The 19,150-nt window shown below is 44.0% G+C and carries 14 protein-coding genes; 10 read left to right on the top strand and 4 right to left on the bottom strand.

What is annotated here, in order from left to right:
- Nucleotides 1-17 precede the first annotated feature (17 nt).
- A complete protein-coding gene (gene purF, locus A587_RS0114145) occupies nt 18-1,550 on the top strand; it encodes an amidophosphoribosyltransferase (RefSeq protein ID WP_017218108.1) in 1,533 nt (510 codons plus the stop codon).
- Between the two features lie 84 nt (nt 1,551-1,634).
- Here purF and A587_RS0114140 read toward each other — a convergent pair whose 3' ends face one another.
- Together A587_RS0114140 and barA are read right to left on the bottom strand one after the other, a co-directional pair.
- Nucleotides 1,635-2,420 carry a MipA/OmpV family protein gene (locus tag A587_RS0114140; RefSeq protein ID WP_017218107.1) on the bottom strand — a complete coding sequence of 262 codons (786 nt, stop codon included), beginning with the start codon at nt 2,418-2,420 and terminating at the stop codon, nt 1,635-1,637.
- 207 nt (nt 2,421-2,627) lie between these two features.
- Nucleotides 2,628-5,393, bottom strand: coding sequence for a two-component sensor histidine kinase BarA (gene barA / locus A587_RS0114135; protein ID WP_017218106.1), 2,766 nt, complete (start codon nt 5,391-5,393; stop codon nt 2,628-2,630).
- Between the two features lie 78 nt (nt 5,394-5,471).
- Between barA and rlmD the strand changes: the two genes are divergently transcribed.
- The 5 genes from rlmD (at nt 5,472) to eno (ending at nt 13,171) form a co-directional block, all read left to right on the top strand.
- Nucleotides 5,472-6,791, top strand: coding sequence for a 23S rRNA (uracil(1939)-C(5))-methyltransferase RlmD (gene rlmD / locus A587_RS0114130; RefSeq protein ID WP_017218105.1), 1,320 nt, complete (start codon nt 5,472-5,474; stop codon nt 6,789-6,791).
- A 92-nt stretch (nt 6,792-6,883) separates the two neighbouring features.
- Nucleotides 6,884-9,037, top strand: a complete 2,154-nt coding sequence (gene relA, locus A587_RS0114125) for a GTP diphosphokinase (RefSeq protein WP_017218104.1) — start codon at nt 6,884-6,886, stop codon at nt 9,035-9,037.
- Nucleotides 9,021-9,845: a nucleoside triphosphate pyrophosphohydrolase gene (gene mazG / locus A587_RS0114120; protein ID WP_017218103.1), complete on the top strand. Its 825-nt coding sequence runs from the start codon at nt 9,021-9,023 to the stop codon at nt 9,843-9,845. The genes relA and mazG overlap by 17 nt, the downstream gene beginning before the upstream one ends.
- Nucleotides 9,846-10,002: 157 nt before the next feature.
- Nucleotides 10,003-11,637: a CTP synthase gene (locus A587_RS0114115; protein ID WP_010369341.1), complete on the top strand. Its 1,635-nt coding sequence runs from the start codon at nt 10,003-10,005 to the stop codon at nt 11,635-11,637.
- Between the two features lie 241 nt (nt 11,638-11,878).
- The gene (gene eno, locus A587_RS0114110; RefSeq protein ID WP_010606280.1) at nt 11,879-13,171 is read left to right on the top strand and encodes a phosphopyruvate hydratase; all 1,293 of its coding nucleotides are present in this window, start codon (nt 11,879-11,881) and stop codon (nt 13,169-13,171) included.
- 57 nt (nt 13,172-13,228) lie between these two features.
- Here the strand turns inward: eno and A587_RS0114105 are convergent, their stop codons facing one another.
- Both A587_RS0114105 and mutH read right to left on the bottom strand, forming a co-directional pair.
- Entirely contained in the window at nt 13,229-13,420 is a 192-nt protein-coding gene (locus A587_RS0114105) for a hypothetical protein (protein ID WP_017218102.1), read from the bottom strand.
- 101 nt (nt 13,421-13,521) lie between these two features.
- Nucleotides 13,522-14,196, bottom strand: coding sequence for a DNA mismatch repair endonuclease MutH (gene mutH / locus A587_RS0114100; protein ID WP_010369332.1), 675 nt, complete (start codon nt 14,194-14,196; stop codon nt 13,522-13,524).
- 439 nt (nt 14,197-14,635) lie between these two features.
- Here mutH and rppH point away from each other — a divergent pair, with 439 nt between their 5' ends.
- Genes rppH through lgt form a run of 4 tightly spaced genes read left to right on the top strand, consistent with a single transcriptional unit; the run spans nt 14,636 to nt 19,143 of the window.
- Nucleotides 14,636-15,160 carry an RNA pyrophosphohydrolase gene (gene rppH, locus A587_RS0114095; protein WP_010369331.1) on the top strand — a complete coding sequence of 175 codons (525 nt, stop codon included), beginning with the start codon at nt 14,636-14,638 and terminating at the stop codon, nt 15,158-15,160.
- Between the two features lie 15 nt (nt 15,161-15,175).
- Nucleotides 15,176-17,464 (top strand): phosphoenolpyruvate--protein phosphotransferase, encoded by a 2,289-nt coding sequence (ptsP, locus tag A587_RS0114090; protein WP_017218101.1) that lies wholly within the window; start codon nt 15,176-15,178, stop codon nt 17,462-17,464.
- Nucleotides 17,465-17,511: 47 nt separating this feature from the next.
- Nucleotides 17,512-18,321 (top strand): sulfite exporter TauE/SafE family protein, encoded by an 810-nt coding sequence (locus A587_RS0114085; protein ID WP_010369329.1) that lies wholly within the window; start codon nt 17,512-17,514, stop codon nt 18,319-18,321.
- 9 nt (nt 18,322-18,330) lie between these two features.
- Nucleotides 18,331-19,143: a prolipoprotein diacylglyceryl transferase gene (gene lgt / locus A587_RS0114080; RefSeq protein ID WP_017218100.1), complete on the top strand. Its 813-nt coding sequence runs from the start codon at nt 18,331-18,333 to the stop codon at nt 19,141-19,143.
- Nucleotides 19,144-19,150: the final 7 nt, after the last annotated feature.

Here is a 19,150-nt window from a genome sequence, read left to right as displayed (position 1 = left end):
CGGCGAGGAAATTTTTAATGTGTGGTATCGTTGGGATAGTCGGAACATCTCCTGTTAATCAGGCGATTTATGACGGCTTAACTGTTTTGCAACACCGCGGCCAAGATGCGGCTGGCATTATTACCATTGACAACAATACGTTTAGCTTACGAAAAGCAAACGGTCTAGTGAAAGACGTATTTCATACAAGACACATGAAACGCCTACAGGGCAACATTGGTCTTGGTCATGTACGTTATCCTACTGCTGGTTCTTCAAGCTCAGCAGAAGCTCAACCTTTCTACGTAAACTCTCCATTTGGTATTGCCCTTGCGCACAACGGCAACTTAACCAATGCAGAAAAATTAAAAGAGCGTTTGTTTACTCAAGCGCGTCGCCACGTTAATACTACGTCTGATTCTGAGATCCTGCTGAACATCTTAGCTCACGAGCTTGGCAAAACAGACAAGATGAAATTAGACGCGGAAGACATGTTTACGGCAGTAACGGAGGTTGTGTCTATTGTTTCTGGTGGTTACGCGAGTATCGCGATGATCATCGGCCATGGTATTTTGGCATTTAGAGACCCTCACGGTATTCGTCCGCTTGTTTTCGGTAAGAAAGAAACTGAGCGTGGCATGGAATACATGTTCGCTTCAGAGAGTGTTGCATTGGCAACCGATGGCTTTGAGTTTGTGCGAGATGTTGCACCTGGTGAAGCTATTTACGTAACCGAAAAAGGTGAGTTTTTCTCTCAGATCTGTGCAGCTAAAACGATGCTTGCACCTTGTATCTTCGAGTTTGTATATTTTGCCCGTCCAGATTCAAACATTGATAAAATGTCTGTTTATGCAACTCGCGTGAATATGGGTACCAAGCTCGGTGAGAAAATCGCAACTGAGTGGGGCGATAAAGATATCGACGTGGTTATCCCAATTCCTGAAACATCATGTGATATCGCACTTGAAATTGCTTCCGTGCTAGGGCTTCCTTATCGCCAAGGGTTTGTTAAGAACCGTTATATTGGCCGTACTTTTATTATGCCAGGCCAAGAGCTGCGTAAGAAGTCTGTACGTCGTAAACTTAACGCAATTGACAGAGAGTTTGCTGGTAAGAACGTGCTACTTGTCGACGATTCGATTGTACGAGGCACTACATCAGCGCAAATCGTTGAGATGGCGCGTGAAGCGGGTGCGAAAAACGTGTACTTTGCATCAGCAGCACCAGAGGTAAGATTCCCGAACGTATATGGTATCGATATGCCTTCTGCATCAGAGCTAATCGCTCATGGTCGTGAAGTGGAAGATATCAATGCGAGTATTGGCTCGGACGGTTTGATCTACCAATCACTAAGTGATTTGATTGCAGCCGTTGGTCAAGAAAACCCAGAGATAGCTCGCTTTGAGACTTCGGTATTTGATGGTCAATACATCACAGGTGATGTTGACCAAAACTACCTCAATCACATTGATGAATTGCGAAACGATTCGGCAAAGTCTAATCGTGAAGCTGCGATGTCTGCAAGCCTTGAGTTACATAATCAAGAAGCGGAAAGCGCCGAAAGCGATTAAACTATTTGATGATGTGAATAAGCATTATGATAAAAACCCAAGTTTAACTTGGGTTTTTTATTTAATTTTAACTCAGGCAACAGCCTAAAATTGATAGACTAGGCCAACATAAGCGAGGTCACTGGTGTCTCTGTCTAGCAAAGGACTATTGGCGATAGCATCATCGAGCTTAGTTCGTGTTATCCCACCAACCAAACTGAGTTGTGTTTTTAACTGATAATGTGCGGTAAACCCTGCCGAATAATTCACGGCGTCATCAGCAGTTAAATAGCCCACTCGACCACGGCTTATATCGATGTTTTTCCCGCTTACCCCGTAAATATAATTGACGTAATCAGATTGCTGCCACTCTACGTTACCTACTGCCGAGATTTTAAATCCTCGACCATCGTTGTACAGTGGGATTGATACCGAAAAAGTAGCCGTGGTTGAATCTGAATTATCGGAAATATCACTGTGACCAGCGAGCGTAAACCACAAATAGGTGACGCCATAGTTAACGGTAACATCGCCATCCGGTGCGTCATACCCTTCAAAAACCTCGTCCTCAGATTTCGCATCTCGGAACACGCCGTCATAGCCGTCTTGACGATAGCCCAATCCGGAGTAGACAGATAAATCCTCGGTAATAGGGAAGCGATAGCCAATTAAGCTGTCTTTGTTGATAAACCAGTTTCCTTTTTGGATATCGATAATGGGAATTGAGATCAGCTCACTTTCAATGCCTTTCCATGGCAAATCTGCAGCGGCAGCTCCTCCTCCTAGACGAACTTGCCATTCGTCAGATGACGTTTCAATGGCGTGGCTACAAGAAGTAAAAGCGAGAGTGAAGATGGCAGCAGAGGTAAGTGCTGACTTGATGGGATACATACAGAATTCCTTTCGTAAGTTAAAGGTTGCGAGAATTTAGAATGTAAGAAGTTTGTTACAAGACTTGGAAAAGTGCTGTTAGAAAGTGTAATAAATTGTCGGGAAGCGTTGTCTGGTGTGCTAGGAGGCATTTGCCACACTCTTCTATTCGCTATTTCTATGGTTGTTTGCATAAAAGTAGCGAATAGAAGAGTGTGAACATAAAGGTCAGTTGGATTGTGTGGGCTCGGAATCAGAAAGCAATAAAGTGAGTCCATCAACCAGCTCAAATAGCTCAGGCTCGATATCACTGAGTGGTTTTTCTTGTTTTAATCCTGTTTCAATGGTTTCGGCCAATTTCTTCAGGGTTGGCACGCCAGTGTAACAACATGCCCCGTGAAACTTATGCACTACTTTGAGCAACGTTGGGAGATCCTCTGCGTCTTGTGCAGACTCCAACTGCTGCAACGTTTCGGGCACGCTAGAAAGCAGCATGTTAAGCATCTCCAATGCTAAATCAGGTTTATTACCCGCGCGCTGTAACGCTAATCCCCAATCTAACATTTGGCTATTAAATGGCGGCACACTGTGCTGATGACTCTCGATATTTTTTTGTCTCGCGACTGGTGAAGATGCGCTATGGTCGCAAATAATTTGTTTGAGCATATCTTCATCTATGGGTTTAGTCATATAGTTACTAAAACCATCTTTAAGCAATTGCTCTTTTTCGCCCGCAAGCGCATGTGCGGTGACGGCGATGATAGGGGTATCCTCATTTAAGGACGAATCTCTTATGCTTCTACAGGCGCTTATACCATCCATTATGGGCATTTGAATATCCATAAATATCAGGTCGTATTTCCTTGATTTACATAAACTGACTGCTTGAGCGCCATTATGTGCGGTATCTATTGCCTCTACCTGCTCATCTAACAAAGTACAGATCAACTTCAAGTTAGCATCGTTATCGTCTGCAACGAGCACTTTAAGTGGTAAACTGGTAGCTTCGATTTCATTGGCACTCATGTCTGGGTGGTCTAAACGATAAGGTGCTGCAAGCATTTCGCAGAGTTTTCTATGATTAAGCGGTTTGCTTAAACAAGCGTCAGCACCACTGCCAATAAGCGCCTCACGCATATTATGAGACACTGTATTAACCATCAAGTATAAGTAGTCTGCGGAGCCGCGTGCTTGCTTGATGTAACTCTTAACCGTCTGCATTTGATCGACGCTTGCCATAGAGCCGATTAGACAGATATCGTAATTAAAATCTTGCGCCAAGGCTGTATCAAACTCTTCTTCGGTGAGGCAGCGTGTTACTTGCATGTCCCATGCTTGTAGCTGAGCCATAACAGCATGATGAGTATGCTCTTGCGGTTCAAAGTAAAGCACGCGCTTATTTTCCAGCGGCTTGCTTGGTAAATCGTCGTTGTAGAGACGGTTTGGCAGGGCAAAGACGGCATTAAATGAGAAACAGGTACCATTTCCAGGTGCTGAGTTCAGAGTGATACGGCCATTCATCGCCTCAACAATGTGCTTAGTGATGATAAGACCTAGGCCGGTGCCGCCAAATTTACGGGTGATACTGGTATCGGCTTGAGCAAACGGTGTAAATAGCGCGTCTTGTTTATCCTGCGCAATACCAACTCCTGTATCGCTGACAGACACTAACAAGGAGGACTGAGATTCATCCATCAAGCGGTGGTTAATATCCACTTTGACTGAGCCTTTTTCCGTGAACTTGATGGCATTACTAATTAGATTGGTCAATACTTGTTTAAATCGCGTTGGGTCGCCAATTAAGTTGTCGGGCACCTGGCGATTAACAGAAATCGAAAATTCTAGCTGTTTGTCGTGGGCGCTTGGTGCTAATAAGGTCATGACCTCATTGACTGCATCGCGTAACTCGAATTGAATATTCTCCAATTCCATTGCACCGGCTTCTAGTTTTGAGAAATCCAAGATGTCACTAATGATGGTAAGCAGGCTATTTGCAGATAGCTCTATGGTATCTAAATAATCTTTTTGGTGTTTATTTAATGGTGTTTTATAAAGTTGACGAGTAAAGCCTATGACCCCATTGAGCGGCGTTCTAAGTTCATGACTCATTTTAGCCAAGAAATCCGATTTTACGCGGTTAGCGTCTTGTGCTTCTTTTTTGGCAATATTGAGCTGAATATTCTGCGTTTCATACTGCTCTAGGGTTTCGCGATAATCACTAGTTGCCTGATCAATGTGCTTTTGCATTTCGTCTTTTTGATTGGCCATCTTTCTGCCAATAACAATCAAGCCTTGGCGCAACAGCTCAAACTCACCCCGCATCGGCTCATTGATAGCGATGTCTTGTTTACCTTCGTTGAGCTTGTCTGTGGCTAAAATCAAACTGGCAATCGGTTTGGTCAGCATACGTGATAATCGCATGGCCAACATAACACTAAGTAAAAAGGAGAAAATAATAACAATAGCACTCAAGATCAGCGCGCGCTGCTGCGATATCAACGCTTGGTCTTTACTGATCTCTACAACTAAAATCGCGAGCGTAGCTGGCTCTGCACTGTGCCAATCGGTTTTTTTGGCTAAATGGTTTTTAACTGGTGAATAAAACACAAAGGTATTTTTTAGTGTAGTAACTTCGGTGGTTTGTAGCTTTTGCACTTCACCAAAATAATGTAATTTGTCGAATTCACTATGATAATTACTGGTAAGAATAAGCTGATTTTGCTTATCAAACAGCGCGATACTTTTTACCAGTGGTGCGTGTTTATTGTGTGCTTGGCTTAAAATGCGGTGTAAATGTGCTTTATCTTGTTTTTCTATTGGGTATTCTACTGACATGGCCAGAGAATCTGCAATGCGATTTCCCTGACTTATCAGAATTTCCTCAAGCTCTACGTAGCGATTTATAGTAAAATAACCACCAAGTAGCAAGCCAACCAAAAGAGTTGGCAAAAGAGTGAGTAGTAAAATACTGTCACGCAGGTTTAATTTTGTCATAGGGTCAAAAAAGTGCAGAGAAATCTGTAACTAAGATTATCTTTTACCGACGTGATAAGCAAACAAATGAGGAACCCAATGGCACAGATTTTTCGTGCTAAGAAAGCTGCTAAGCCGTCAAAGCAAATAGAATTAAACATTGAGTCAATGGATCATCAGGGGCGAGGTGTTGCTCGTCACGAAGGTAAGGTCTGTTTTGTGGCAGGTGCCTTGACTGGCGAGCGAGTGAGAGCACAGGTTGTACAGGCCAAGTCAAAATTGTTGGAAGCGAAGATGACCAAAGTACTTAATGCCTCTAAAGAGCGTGTTAAGCCGTTTTGCCCGCATTACCAGCAGTGTGGTGGTTGTAGCTTGCAGCATCAAAGTGTTGATGGTCAGCTCAATGAAAAGCAACATGCAGTTGAAAAACTTTTTGCACGTTTTGCAAATATCAAACACTTACCTTGGCAAGCACCGATCACCTCTATGCCGCTTCATTATCGCCGTGCAGCTCGTTTGGCGTGTATTTATGATAAACAAAGCAAAAGCGTGAAGTTGGGCTTTAGAGCAAGTCAGTCGAAGCAGATTATCGAAATAGCGCAGTGTGACGTATTGGTGTCGCCTTTTGATCGTATTGTTAATACGTTAAGTGCGCTTGCACAGTCGCTAAGTGAGTTTAGGCTGATCAGTCATATTCAGCTTTGTCAGGCCGACAACCATAATTATGTGTTGTGTCGTCATACAAAGCCACTGTCCGCTTCGACTCGCGAAACGTTACAAAATGAGCTGGAAAATTGTCAGGTCCTTTTCGACGATGGCGAGACGCCAGTTGTGTACTCTCAGTTGCCATACTATCACCTTGATGAATTCGGCTTAACACTTGAGTTTAAATTGAACAACTTTATTCAAGTGAATCAATCAGTAAACGAAGCAATGCAGCGCCAAGCGACAGACTGGCTGCAGCTGAGTAACGATGAAAGTGTCCTCGATCTTTTCTGTGGGGTGGGAAATTTCTCATTGGTGCTCGCAAAACAAGCAAAAAATGTGATTGGGGTAGAAGGTGAAGCGCAATCGGTTGCAATGGCTCAGCAAAATGCGCAAACTAATCAAATCAGTAATGTTCAGTTTCACTGTTTTGATCTAACCCAGTCGATTACAGAGGCTGCTTGGTTCGACGCAAATCTGGATGTGTTGGTACTGGACCCATCAAGGCCTGGTGCACTTGAGGTTCTGCAGCAATTACCCTTGACGCAGTTTACCCGTATTTTATACGTGTCATGCGATCCTGTGACACTGGCGCGCGATGCTTTGGTAATAGCGCAGGCAGGCTTTGAATTAGAAAAGCTTGGCTTAATGAATATGTTTGTTCATACGGGACATATCGAAACCATGGCGCTGTTTAAAAAACAGTGTAAATAACCTGAGCTTTGAGGCCGTTATTGCCCGAGCATTAGGTTAAATAATTTACCCGAAAATGAGGCGGGTAAGTAATTTTAAGGAGGTATCAAAACATGGTTGCTACTCGGCAGTCGCATCAAACCACTTTGCCACTAGAGTTTGATGCGCGACTCACTATCTTAAACTTGTCTGAGGATCAAAGAGAATGGCTGCAAAAGGCCTATGAACTTTGTCCCGCGGATGAGTCAACGGAACATCTCAATAATGCCATCGAAATGGTAGAGATCCTTGCAGACTTAAATTTTGATAGCGAATCCTTAGCAACCGCGTTTTTAACTCCTTATTTTGTTGCTGGAAAGTTGTCCCTTGAGCAAGTAGAGGAAGCGCTTGGCAAAAACATCTCGCTGCTTTTAAGAGGGGTGGAAAACATGGACACCATTAGCACTTTGGCACACCAAAGCTCGGGTAAGGTACAAGTCGATAATATCCGCCGTATGTTACTCGCTATGGTGGAAGATGTGCGTGCTGTAGTGATTAAACTTGCTGAGCAAATCTGCCATTTGCGTGCGGTTAAGAAAGCATCGGAAGAAGAAAGAGTTGTTGCTGCAAAAGCCGCAGCAAATATTTTTGCGCCACTTGCGAATCGGTTGGGGATTGGTCAATTAAAATGGGAACTTGAAGATCTCTCGTTCCGTTATTTACATCCGGATACGTATAAGTCTATTGCCAAGAAGCTTTCTGATAAACGCCTAGACCGCGAAGCTTATATGGAAAATATGGTTAATTCGGTGGCACAAAAACTTGCGGATGCAGGCATTAAAGCGCAGGTCTACGGTCGCCCTAAACATATTTACAGCATTTATAAAAAAATGGCGCAGAAAAGCTATGAATTCGAACAGTTGTTCGACATTCGCGCGATGCGAGTGGTGGTAGATGAAATTCAAGATTGCTACGCCGCTTTGGGTATTGTGCACACCAGTTGGCGACATTTAAACAAAGAGTTTGACGACTATATTGCTACGCCTAAGCAAAACGGCTATCAGTCTATCCACACCGTGGTATTTGGTCCTGAGGGCAAAACGGTAGAAATCCAAATTCGCACCGAGGCCATGCATCGAGATGCAGAGCTTGGAGTAGCGGCACATTGGATGTACAAAGAAGGTGCATTGCCGGGCAGAAACTCAGGATACGAGCAAAAAATTAGCTGGCTACGCAAACTGTTGCAGTGGCAAGAAGAAGTGGTAGATGGTAGTGAAATAGCTGATGAGCTAAAGAATCAGGTTGTCGAGGACCGCGTTTATGTATTCACGCCCAAGGGCGATATCTTTGATTTGCCGTTAGGCTCGACGCCGCTCGACTTTGCATACTACATTCATTCCAATGTTGGACATCGCTGCATTGGTGCAAAAGTGTTTGGTAAAATAGTGCCTTTCACTTACACATTGCGCACCGGCGATCAGGTAGAAATTCTTACCCAGAAAAATGCTTCGCCAAGTCGAGACTGGTTAAACCCGTCGCTGGGATATATTCATTCTTCAAGAGCGCGCAGTAAGATCCATCACTGGTTTAAGCAGCAAGATAGAGACAAAAATCTTCAAGCGGGTAAGGAGATTTTAGATAGTCATCTGCAAAAACTAGATATTACCTATAAAGATTTAGAACCCGCGATTGACCGCTTTAACTTTAAAGAGCTCGACGATTTAATGGTGGCGATTGGTGCCGGTGATATTCGTATCAACCAATTCCTGAACTACGTTCAAGATAAACCTGAGGATACACCTAAGTTAAAAATCTCCTCGCCAAAACACACTAAAGGCGACAAAAACGCAGTGGTGGTTGATGGGGTTGGCAGCTTGATGAGTCATATGGCGAAATGCTGTGAGCCGGTACCGGGCGATGAAATTGTGGGTTACATCACGCAAGGGCGAGGTATTGCTGTGCATCGCTCTGATTGTGAGTCATTTGCTCATATTACGGATGTACATCCAGAGCGTGAGATTGCGGTCAGTTGGTCAGATGATGTTAAAGCGTCGTACGCCATTACATTAAAAATTGAAGCGCACGACCGTCAAGGGCTGATCCGAGACATTAGCTCTGTGCTTGCCAATGAAAAAGTCAATGTGCTCAATATGAACGTACAAACACAAGACGATAAAAACGTAGCAGTATTTATGATGAAGGTAGAGGTGGATGACCTTTCTGCTATGCATCGCTTGCTGACTAAATTGATGCAAATCGAAGGTGTTTTTGATGCTAAACGACTCTAAGCCTTCTACAGCAATGGGGATAGAGCAGCTGCTAGAGATTATGTCGCAGCTGCGCGACCCAAGCACTGGATGCGACTGGGATAAGAAGCAAACCTTTAATACCATTGTACCCCATACGTTAGAAGAAGCACACGAAGTTGCCGATGCTATCGAGCAAGGCGACTTTGCTCACTTAAAAGAAGAGTTGGGAGACTTGCTGTTCCAAGTGATTTTTTATGCTCAGCTTGGAAAAGAGCAGGGGTTGTTTGATTTTGCTGACATAGTGCAAACTCTCAATGACAAATTAGTGAGACGTCACCCTCATGTATTTGAAAAGCATGAAAGCTTAAGCGAAGCAGAGCTTGAGCAGCAATGGCACGCCATTAAACAGCAAGAAAAACAGGCACAAAAACAAGGGGCGTTCGCGGCGGATATTCCAAGCAGCTTGCCTGCATTATCAAAAGCCTACAAAATTCAAAAGCAAGCAGCCAAACTCGGATTTGACTGGCCAAGTTACCACGGCGCGTGGGATAAAGTACAAGAGGAAGTCGCAGAGGTGAGCGAGGCGCTGCAAGTTGATCCACTCTCTGAACATACGGCGGAAGAGGTGGGCGACTTGTTGTTTGCAACTGTGAATGTGAGCCGACATATAAAACGAGATCCGGAGCAGCTGCTACGTCAAGCCAACGAGAAATTTAGAAATCGCTTTGTGCAAGTCGAAGCCGTTTTGAATGAGTCCTCACTATCACTTAAAGATGCGAGCTTGGAGGAGATGGATGGTGCTTGGGAGACAGTGAAACGTCGTCAACGCAGTAAAAACAGAGACTGACTTTACGGTTTGTTCGTTACTTAAAACGACCTCCTGATAAAATATATTACCGTGCTAAGTCATTTTTAGCTGGAATGACTTAGGTGCTTTTGCTATACTATCGCCCCGTCTTGATTCTTATTTAAATTCCAATTTTCCTGAAATTTCTAGGGTTCGCATGAGTACAAAATTTATCTTCGTAACGGGCGGAGTAGTATCCTCCTTGGGTAAAGGTATTGCAGCTGCTTCTTTAGCCGCTATTTTAGAAGCACGTGGCTTGAAAGTAACGATTCTAAAGCTGGATCCTTACATCAATGTTGACCCTGGGACCATGAGCCCTATCCAACACGGTGAAGTATTCGTAACCGAAGACGGCGCGGAAACCGACCTTGATCTTGGTCACTACGAGCGTTTTATTCGCACTAAAATGACCAAGCGTAACAACTTTACACAAGGCCGTGTATTTGAAGACGTGTTGCGCAAAGAGCGCAGAGGTGAGTACTTAGGTGCCACTATTCAGGTTATTCCTCACATCACAAACGACATCAAGCGTCGCGTGCTTGAAGGCGCGGAAGGCCATGATGTTGCTATCGTAGAGATCGGTGGTACGGTTGGTGATATCGAGTCACAACCTTTCCTAGAAGCAATTCGTCAGCTAGGCACAGAGCTTGGTCGTGAGAGCGCTTTGTTTATGCATTTGACGCTAGTGCCTTTCTTAGGCCCTGCGGGTGAAGTGAAAACTAAGCCAACTCAACACTCTGTGAAAGAGCTTCGTTCAATCGGTATTCAACCTGATATTTTGATCTGTCGTTCAGATCGTAAACTACCAGCGAACGAGCGCGCGAAGATTGCACTATTCACAAACGTGGAAGAAAAAGCAGTTATCTCACTACAAGACGTAGATAGTATTTACAAAATCCCTGCGCTATTGAAGTCGCAAGAGCTTGATAACATCATTTGTCGTCGTTTCTACCTTGAACGTCCAGAAGCGGATTTATCTGAGTGGGAACAAGTACTTTATCAAGAGTCAAATCCTACTGGTGAAGTGACAATTGGTATGGTTGGTAAATATATCGAATTACCGGACGCATATAAATCAGTCAACGAAGCGTTGAAGCATGCTGGTTTGAAAAACCGTTTAACGGTGAATATTGAATATGTTGACTCTCAAGATATCGAGAGCAAAGGCACTGAGTTACTTGAGCACCTTGATGCTATCTTAGTGCCTGGTGGCTTTGGTAACCGTGGCGTTGAAGGTAAGATTTTAGCTGCAAAGTATGCACGTGAAAACAAAGTACCATACTTAGGCATTTGTTTAGGGATGCAAGTTGCGTTAATCGAGTATGCGCGTAACGTTGCAGGTCTGACTGGTGCTAACTCAACTGAATTTGATCTTGAAAGCCCACACCCAGTAGTAGGTCTGATCACTGAGTGGTTAGATGCTGACGGTAAGATTGAAGTACGTGACCACGATTCTGATCTTGGTGGCACTATGCGTCTTGGCGCGCAGCTTTGCCACTTAAAAGAGGGCTCTAAGGTGCGTGAAGTATACGGTAATGCCGAAATCGTTGAGCGTCACCGTCACCGCTATGAAGTAAACAACAACTATGTTGCTGAGCTTGAAAAAGCGGGTCTGCAATTTACTGGTCTGTCAGAAGACAAGAAGCTAGTTGAAATTATCGAGAATAAAGATCACCCTTGGTTTATCGCGGCTCAGTTCCACCCTGAGTTCACGTCAACGCCTCGTGATGGTCACCCATTATTTGAAGGCTTTGTTGCGGCGGCATACAGCCACCAAAAAGCATCTTCGTAATAAGAAAAAGCCGTGCTCTTGCACGGCTTTTTTGTTGCAGAAGGTTTTGCAATAGGCGCTAAGTGTAGTGTTTATCGCCAAACTTTTTCTTATCTACCGGCGCGTCGATGTGATACGTGTAAATTCTTCACTTTGCGAAGCAACAGAGATAAGGCAAACTTTAAAGCGGGTTTATTGACCCTGAATTCGCCTGCGACAGAGCAGTGCAACACACACCACTTTGGGAATAAGAGGAATCAAGATGTCAAAAATCGTTAGAGTGATTGGCCGTGAAGTTATGGACTCACGCGGTAACCCAACAGTAGAAGCGGACGTACACCTAGAGTCAGGTGCATGGGGCCGTGCATGTGCGCCATCAGGTGCATCTACGGGTACCCGTGAAGCACTAGAGCTACGTGACGGTGATAAGTCTCGTTACTTAGGTAAAGGTGTATTAACAGCGGTAAACTACGTAAATAACGAAATCGCGGCAGCACTTGAAGGTCAAAACGCGCTAGAGCAACGTGCAATCGACCAAATCATGTTGGACTTAGATGGCACTGAAAACAAAGAAAAACTAGGTGCGAACGCTATCCTTGCGGTATCTCTAGCAACAGCAAAAGCAGCTGCACAAGACAAAGGCGTGGCGCTATACGAACATATCGCAGACATCAACGGTACAGCAGGTCAGTACTCAATGCCAGTTCCGATGATGAACATTATCAATGGTGGTGAGCACGCGGATAACAACGTTGATATTCAAGAGTTTATGGTTCAGCCTGTTGGCGCAAAGAGCTTCCGTGAAGCGTTACGTATGGGTGCTGAAATCTTCCATAGCCTGAAAAACGTACTTAAGTCACGTGGCCTGAACACTGCTGTTGGTGATGAAGGTGGTTTTGCTCCAGACCTTAAGTCAAATGAAGAGGCGCTAGAAGTAATTGTTGAAGCGGTTGCAGCAGCTGGCTACGAAATGAACAAAGACGTAACACTAGCACTTGACTGTGCAGCGTCTGAGTTTTATGTCGATGGCAAGTATGACCTAAAGGGCGAAGGTAAAACATTCGACTCGGAAGGTTTTGCTGGCTTCTTGGCCGATCTTGCAGCACGTTACCCAATTGTATCAATCGAAGATGGCCTAGACGAAAGTGACTGGGCTGGCTGGAAAGTCCTAACAGATAAAATTGGCGATAAAGTTCAGCTAGTGGGTGATGATCTTTTTGTTACTAACACTAAGATTTTAAAGCGTGGTATTGAAGAGAGCATTGGTAACTCAATCTTGATTAAATTCAATCAGATTGGTTCACTGTCTGAAACGCTTGATGCCATCAAAATGGCGCAAGATGCTGGCTTTACTGCCGTTATTTCACACCGCTCTGGTGAAACTGAAGACGCTACCATTGCTGATTTAGCTGTGGCGACAGCGGCAGGTCAAATTAAAACAGGTTCACTTTGCCGTTCGGACCGTGTAGCTAAGTACAACCAATTGCTACGTATTGAAGAAGCGCTAGGTGAAAAAGCGGTATACAAAGGCCGTAGTGAAATCAAAGGTCAGTAATTAGCATTACTTGATGTATTGTAAAAACGCCAGTTTAGTTACTGGCGTTTTTTATTGCTAACGGTCATCACCCCAAATTTCACAATTTGCTTGGCCATTTCTAAATGTCCAACAGACTTGAAGTGAATTACAAGCATCACCCATCGTTGCAGGACCATTACCTCCAGCAACTGCCGGCGTTATCTTAGTAGCAAGTGTTTTGTTCACACTAAGCTCTTTAATCGATTTTTTGTTGAACTTTAATTTCATTGTCGTTTCCTTCTATAAAAAATATAAATGTTAACCAAATCCATACAAAATGTTGGTTGTGTTACATTTGTACTTTTTGTACAAAAAGTCAACAGGTGTTTTTAAGCACCAAACTCTTGCGCTAATATCGATTGAGTGAAATTGATTTTCAAATAAAAACCTCTTGGCAAAGTTTGCACTATTTTACCGTTCGGCCCTATGGCGTCAGTGAGCGCTTTGGCATTTGCTGCCTTTGGCCTTATTTGCATGACTTCTCCAAGATGCCCTGAGATTTGGTCTACATGACCTGTAGCAATTAACTCGATTTGCTCTTCCCAGTCTCTTCGTAACAACTGCTCTTGATGCGCGTCTGGCCGCCATAAGAAGCCGTGTCCAATAACCCTATCTATTAAAGGAATTTCTCGTTCGGCTAATATGGGTAGCCAAAGAACGTGAGCTAATTTCTTTTTAACACTCGACGCTTCCCACGTTAATCCTGTTAACTGAGTCAGCGGCACGACAGAAACATAGGTGGTCTCTAGCGGTTTGCCTTGATAGCTTATTGGCAAAGTCTTGAGTTCAACGCCAATATGCTCAAAATCAGGTACAGGCTTTGAGCCCGCGGTAGCACCTAAGGCTGCTTCTATGAGTTGTCCTACCCAGCCTTTCTCTTTGAGCAAATCTTGTGGTGTTTTAAACGAGAGCTGCTGAGCGAGTTCTCCCAATGTTAAACCGGCTATGTTTTCAACACGTTGCATAAGTTCGCCCACAGAGCGTGGTGGTGTAACTGATGGCAAGCGATACTCCTGAGTCTATCCCTTAAAAACACGATTATAAAAGAAATCATGTGGTGAAGTAAGTTGGTTATTTTACACTCAACTTAAGTGTGGCTTGTTATTTCAACATATGGTTAAAGTAATAACTTTATTATCTATATGATAAATATGAGGTTATTTTTATTTTGCTACAGTCAGAGCGGTTTGGAAAACGTATGGCTTTGGATAAATACAAGACTATAAACATAATTATCCACAGAATATGTGGAAAACCTGAGGTTTGAAGTGTGCAATTGTGGATTTGTTCGTAATTTGAACTGGAAAATACTTAGTTATGCACAAGTTGTGGGTAACTTGAGAGTATGCTGAGATAATTTAGGTATAGAATGGAATTAAATTTGCCGTGACGCGGGAGTTGTGGAACAATCATTAAAAATCGACTTATAAATGAGGCACTAAGGTGATTGATGCCGAAGGGTTTCGTGCCAATGTCGGAATAGTGATTTGTAATAATCAGGGGCAGGTTTTTTGGGCCCGTCGTTACGGACAACACTCTTGGCAATTTCCTCAAGGCGGAATAGATCAAGGGGAAACACCTGAGCAAACGATGTATCGTGAACTTCATGAAGAAGTTGGACTTAGGCCAGAAGATGTTGAAATAGTAGCAAGTTCTAAACATTGGTTACGTTACAAACTACCAAAAAGGTTAATTAGACGAGATTCAAGCCCAGTTTGTATTGGGCAAAAGCAGAAATGGTTTTTATTGAAACTTAGGTGTAAAGATGAAGACGTAGACTTATTACGTACGCATCACCCTGAGTTCGATGATTGGCGCTGGGTCAGCTATTGGTATCCAGTACGTCAAGTTGTATCGTTTAAGCGTGATGTCTATCGTCGAGTGATGAAGGAATTCGCTCCGTTTGCGATGCCATTTGGTAAACGTGAACAGCAAGGGCAGAAGGATTTCTGGCGCACAAAACGATAAAAATAGGAGCAGCAGGTGTTAGCAACGTTAAGATCGATTGCTGAGTCAGTGGCACAGCAAAGTGACCTACAAAGCGCGTTAAATTGCTTTGTTACTATGGTCAAAGATGCCATGCACACTGAATGCTGCTCAGTTTATTTTGCCGATTACAGTCAAGATAACTTTATCCTGATGGCAACGGATGGCTTAAACCCTGAAGCAATCGGAAAATTCCGAATGGGATTTACCGAAGGCCTTGTCGGTCTTGTTGCCCAGCGTGAAGAGCCAATTAACGTTGCCCACGCCCAATCACACCCAAGATTCAAACTGTCACCTGAGGTCAATGAAGAAGGCTACAATGCTTTCTTATCAGTGCCCGTTGTACACCAGCGTAAAGTGCTTGGGGTTATTGTGGTGCAGCAAAAGATTGCTCGTGTATTTAGCCATGATGAAGAGTCCTTTCTTATTACGCTTTCAGCGCAATTGGCTTCACAGCTTGCCAACACCGAGATCCAAACTTTACTTCAACAAGATGCAAGCAGTCACAGAACCTCAGTGTTAAAAGGGGTATCGAGTGCACCAGGTATTGCCTTAGGTGATGGTTATGTGGTGTTACCCCATATTGATTTTGCGAGTATTGAACCGCAGCATAGTGACAATATTCAGCAGCAAATTCAGCTGTTTCATCAAGCGGTGGCCGCGACTCGGCAAGAGTTTCATATTTTAGCCAAAACTCTGAGTGATGATATTCCAAAAGAAGCGGTAGCTGTGTTTGAGGTTTACCAACAGCTTTTGGATGCCAAGAGTTTAGGTAAACAAGTGGAGTCTGAAATACAACAAGGCTGGAACGCAAAAACCGCGCTAAAGCTTGTTATCGAAAAGCTAGTGGCTCAGTTTGATATGATGAGCGACCCTTATATCAAAGAGCGTGCGATTGATGTTAATGATATTGGCCTGCGCGTGCTCCAGCATTTAGTCTCAACTGAGCAAGCTGTTAAACACTATCCAGATAATACGATTCTAATCGCCCATACCTTGACCCCAACTATGTTAGCGCAAGTACCAAAAGAAAAGCTCAAAGGGGTAGTCAGTGTGCATGGCTCGGCCAACTCTCATGCTTCCATTCTCACTCGCGCGATGGGCGTCCCCGCTATTTGGGGCATAGAAGACATTCCATTATTACAGTTTGATGGTAAGTCTATGATCATGGATGCGTATTCTGGACGGCTTTATATTTCGCCTTCGCAAATGTTGGTCAATGAGTACGTTGAAATTAAACGTAAAGACAACATTCTGCATGATAAGTTTGAGGCGGAACATGATTTGCCGCCTATTACACTCGATGGTGAGCGTATAAATTTACTCTTAAATGCTGGGCTTGATCTATCGACCGAGACATTAAGCGCCAGTTATTGTGATGGCGTTGGTCTTTATCGTACTGAGTCTTGGTTTATGCAAAAAGGCCAATTCCCAACACAATCGGAGCAAGAAGTCTGGTATCGCGAGGTGCTATCACGTTATCACCCTGAGCCCGTAGTAATGCGGACTTTAGATATCGGTGGCGACAAAATTCTAGATTACTTTGATATCAAAGAAGAAAACCCATTTTTAGGGTGGCGAGGCATTCGTGTATCGTTGGATCATCCCGAGCTTTTTTTGGATCAAATCAAAGCGATGATCAAAGCAAACGCAGGTCTTGGCAATTTACAGATCATGTTGCCTATGGTGGGTCATAGTGAGGAAATAGATGAAGCGATGGCACTCATTGAGCAGGCTTGTTTTGAGCTGCAAGATGAATGGGCTGATCCTTTTTATACCATCGACCGGCCAGAAATCGGCGTAATGCTTGAAGTACCGTCTAGCGTGTACTTGTTACCTGAGTGGTCGAAAAAAATCGATTTTTGCTCTGTGGGCAGTAACGATTTGACGCAGTATTTATTAGCAGTGGATAGAACCAACGCACAAGTGGCAGATCTTTTTGACCCTTATCATCCCAGTGTATTGCGAGTGTTAAACCAGATTGCACAGCAGTGTGAATTACACGAGCTGCCTTTTAGCCTGTGTGGAGAATTAGGCGGTGAGCCTGAGGGAGCAATCTTGCTTATTGCAATGGGGTATCGCCGTTTGAGCATGAATATTTCATCACTGAACAAAGTAAAATGGGTGCTGCGCAGACTGAGAGTAACGGATATGGAAGCTCTACTTGAAAATTGTTTAGCACAACCTTCATCTAAGCAAGTGCGCCGGATTATTAAAGAATTTATGATAGAACATCATTTTGCAGAATTACTCTATACCAGCCACCAAGCAAAGGGTGCTTCTTAAAGCTATTTACGCTACCATTACGGCGCTATAAGAATAAGAGCTTGTTGATGGAAACTATTATACTCATCGTTGTACTTTGCGCTTTGCTTGGCTGTGCAGTTGGTTTTTTGGCAGGTCTGCTTGGTATTGGCGGCGGGCTGCTGATAGTCCCTATTTTATCTGTTATCTTGACCAAATTTAATGTTATACCCACAGATCAAGTGGTGTTGGTTGCAATTGCGACGTCTCTCGCCTCCATTATTTTCACTTCGACATCTTCAGCCAAAGCGCATCATAAAAATGACAATGTTCCATGGCACATTGCTCCATGGGTGATGTTAGGTGTGGCAGTCGGCGCGTTGGGCAGTGGTTTTGCCGCAGTGATGTTGCCTGAAAAACTCGTCAGAATTATTTTTGTGGTTAGTGTTGTGGGCATTGCATTGAAAATGGCGTGGAGTTCCAGAAGACCGCCACAATCAACCAGAGTTATACCGCAAGGACCGATACTTGCGATGCTAACCTCTGTAACGGGGGCGCTGTCTGCAATGATTGGTATCGGCGGGGGAGCATTAATCGTCCCACTACTGACATTTTTCTCTGTTGATATGAAAAAAGCGATAGGATGTGCGTCTGCCAGTGGTATCGTTATCGCTATCTTTGGCTCCTTTGGCTATATCGCCTCAGGCAGCCAACATGTGGACATTGAACATGGATTTTTAGGTTTTGTCTATTTACCGGCTTTGTTTGGTATAGTGGCAACTTCATGGTTTATGGCGCCTATTGGTGCTAAAGCTACGCACCACTTACCAGTCACAACGATTAAGAAAGTGTTTGCGGCGTTACTCATTGTTATCGCTGGCAATATGTTAATGAATTAAGGAAAGGCTATGGCTTTGCAGTTTCCACAGATAGACCCTGTGATTTTCTCCATCGGACCGTTAAGTGTTCGTTGGTATGGATTGATGTATTTGATCGGCTTTATGTTCGCCATGTGGTGGGCAGGGAAAGAAGCAAAAAAACCAAACTCTGGTTGGAATAAAGACCAAGTTGGCGACCTAGTTTTTTACTGTATGCTCGGCGTGATCTTGGGCGGGCGAATTGGTTACGTGTTGTTTTATCAATTCTCTCACTTTATTGAAAACCCGCTTTATTTGTTTAGGGTGGACCAAGGCGGTATGTCTTTCCATGGCGGTGCATTAGGCGTTATCACGGCGATTATCGTGTATGCGCTTAAAAACAAACGTTCGATTTTATCGGTAGGCGACTTTGTCGTTCCTATGGTGCCTGTTGGGCTTTTTGCCGGTCGTATCGGTAACTTCATTAATGGCGAATTATGGGGTCGCGTAACGGATGTTCCTTGGGCATTTATTTTCCCAACGGGCGGACCACAGCCGCGCCACCCATCACAACTTTATGAAGCGTTTTTTGAAGGGTTGGTATTGTTTGTGATGTTGGTATGGTTTAGGAAAAAGCCGCGCCCAGCGGGCAGTGTAGCTGGTCTATTTTTAGCCGGCTACGGTGTGTTCCGCTTCTCAATCGAGTATTTCCGTGAACCAGATGCACATATTGGCTTATATGGTGGCTTTATTTCTCAAGGTCAGATCTTATCCCTCCCTATGGTGATTGCAGGCGCTATCCTTATGGTGTGGGCATATAAGCGAGAAGGTAGCAACCCATCTACCGGGCAAGTTAAAAGTTAAAGAGTAG

Source organism: Pseudoalteromonas sp. NJ631, assembly GCF_000276645.1.
Taxonomy (GTDB): domain Bacteria; phylum Pseudomonadota; class Gammaproteobacteria; order Enterobacterales; family Alteromonadaceae; genus Pseudoalteromonas; species Pseudoalteromonas piscicida.
Note: the sequence above shows the minus strand (reverse complement) of the source record. Positions and strands in the feature narration are given on the sequence as shown.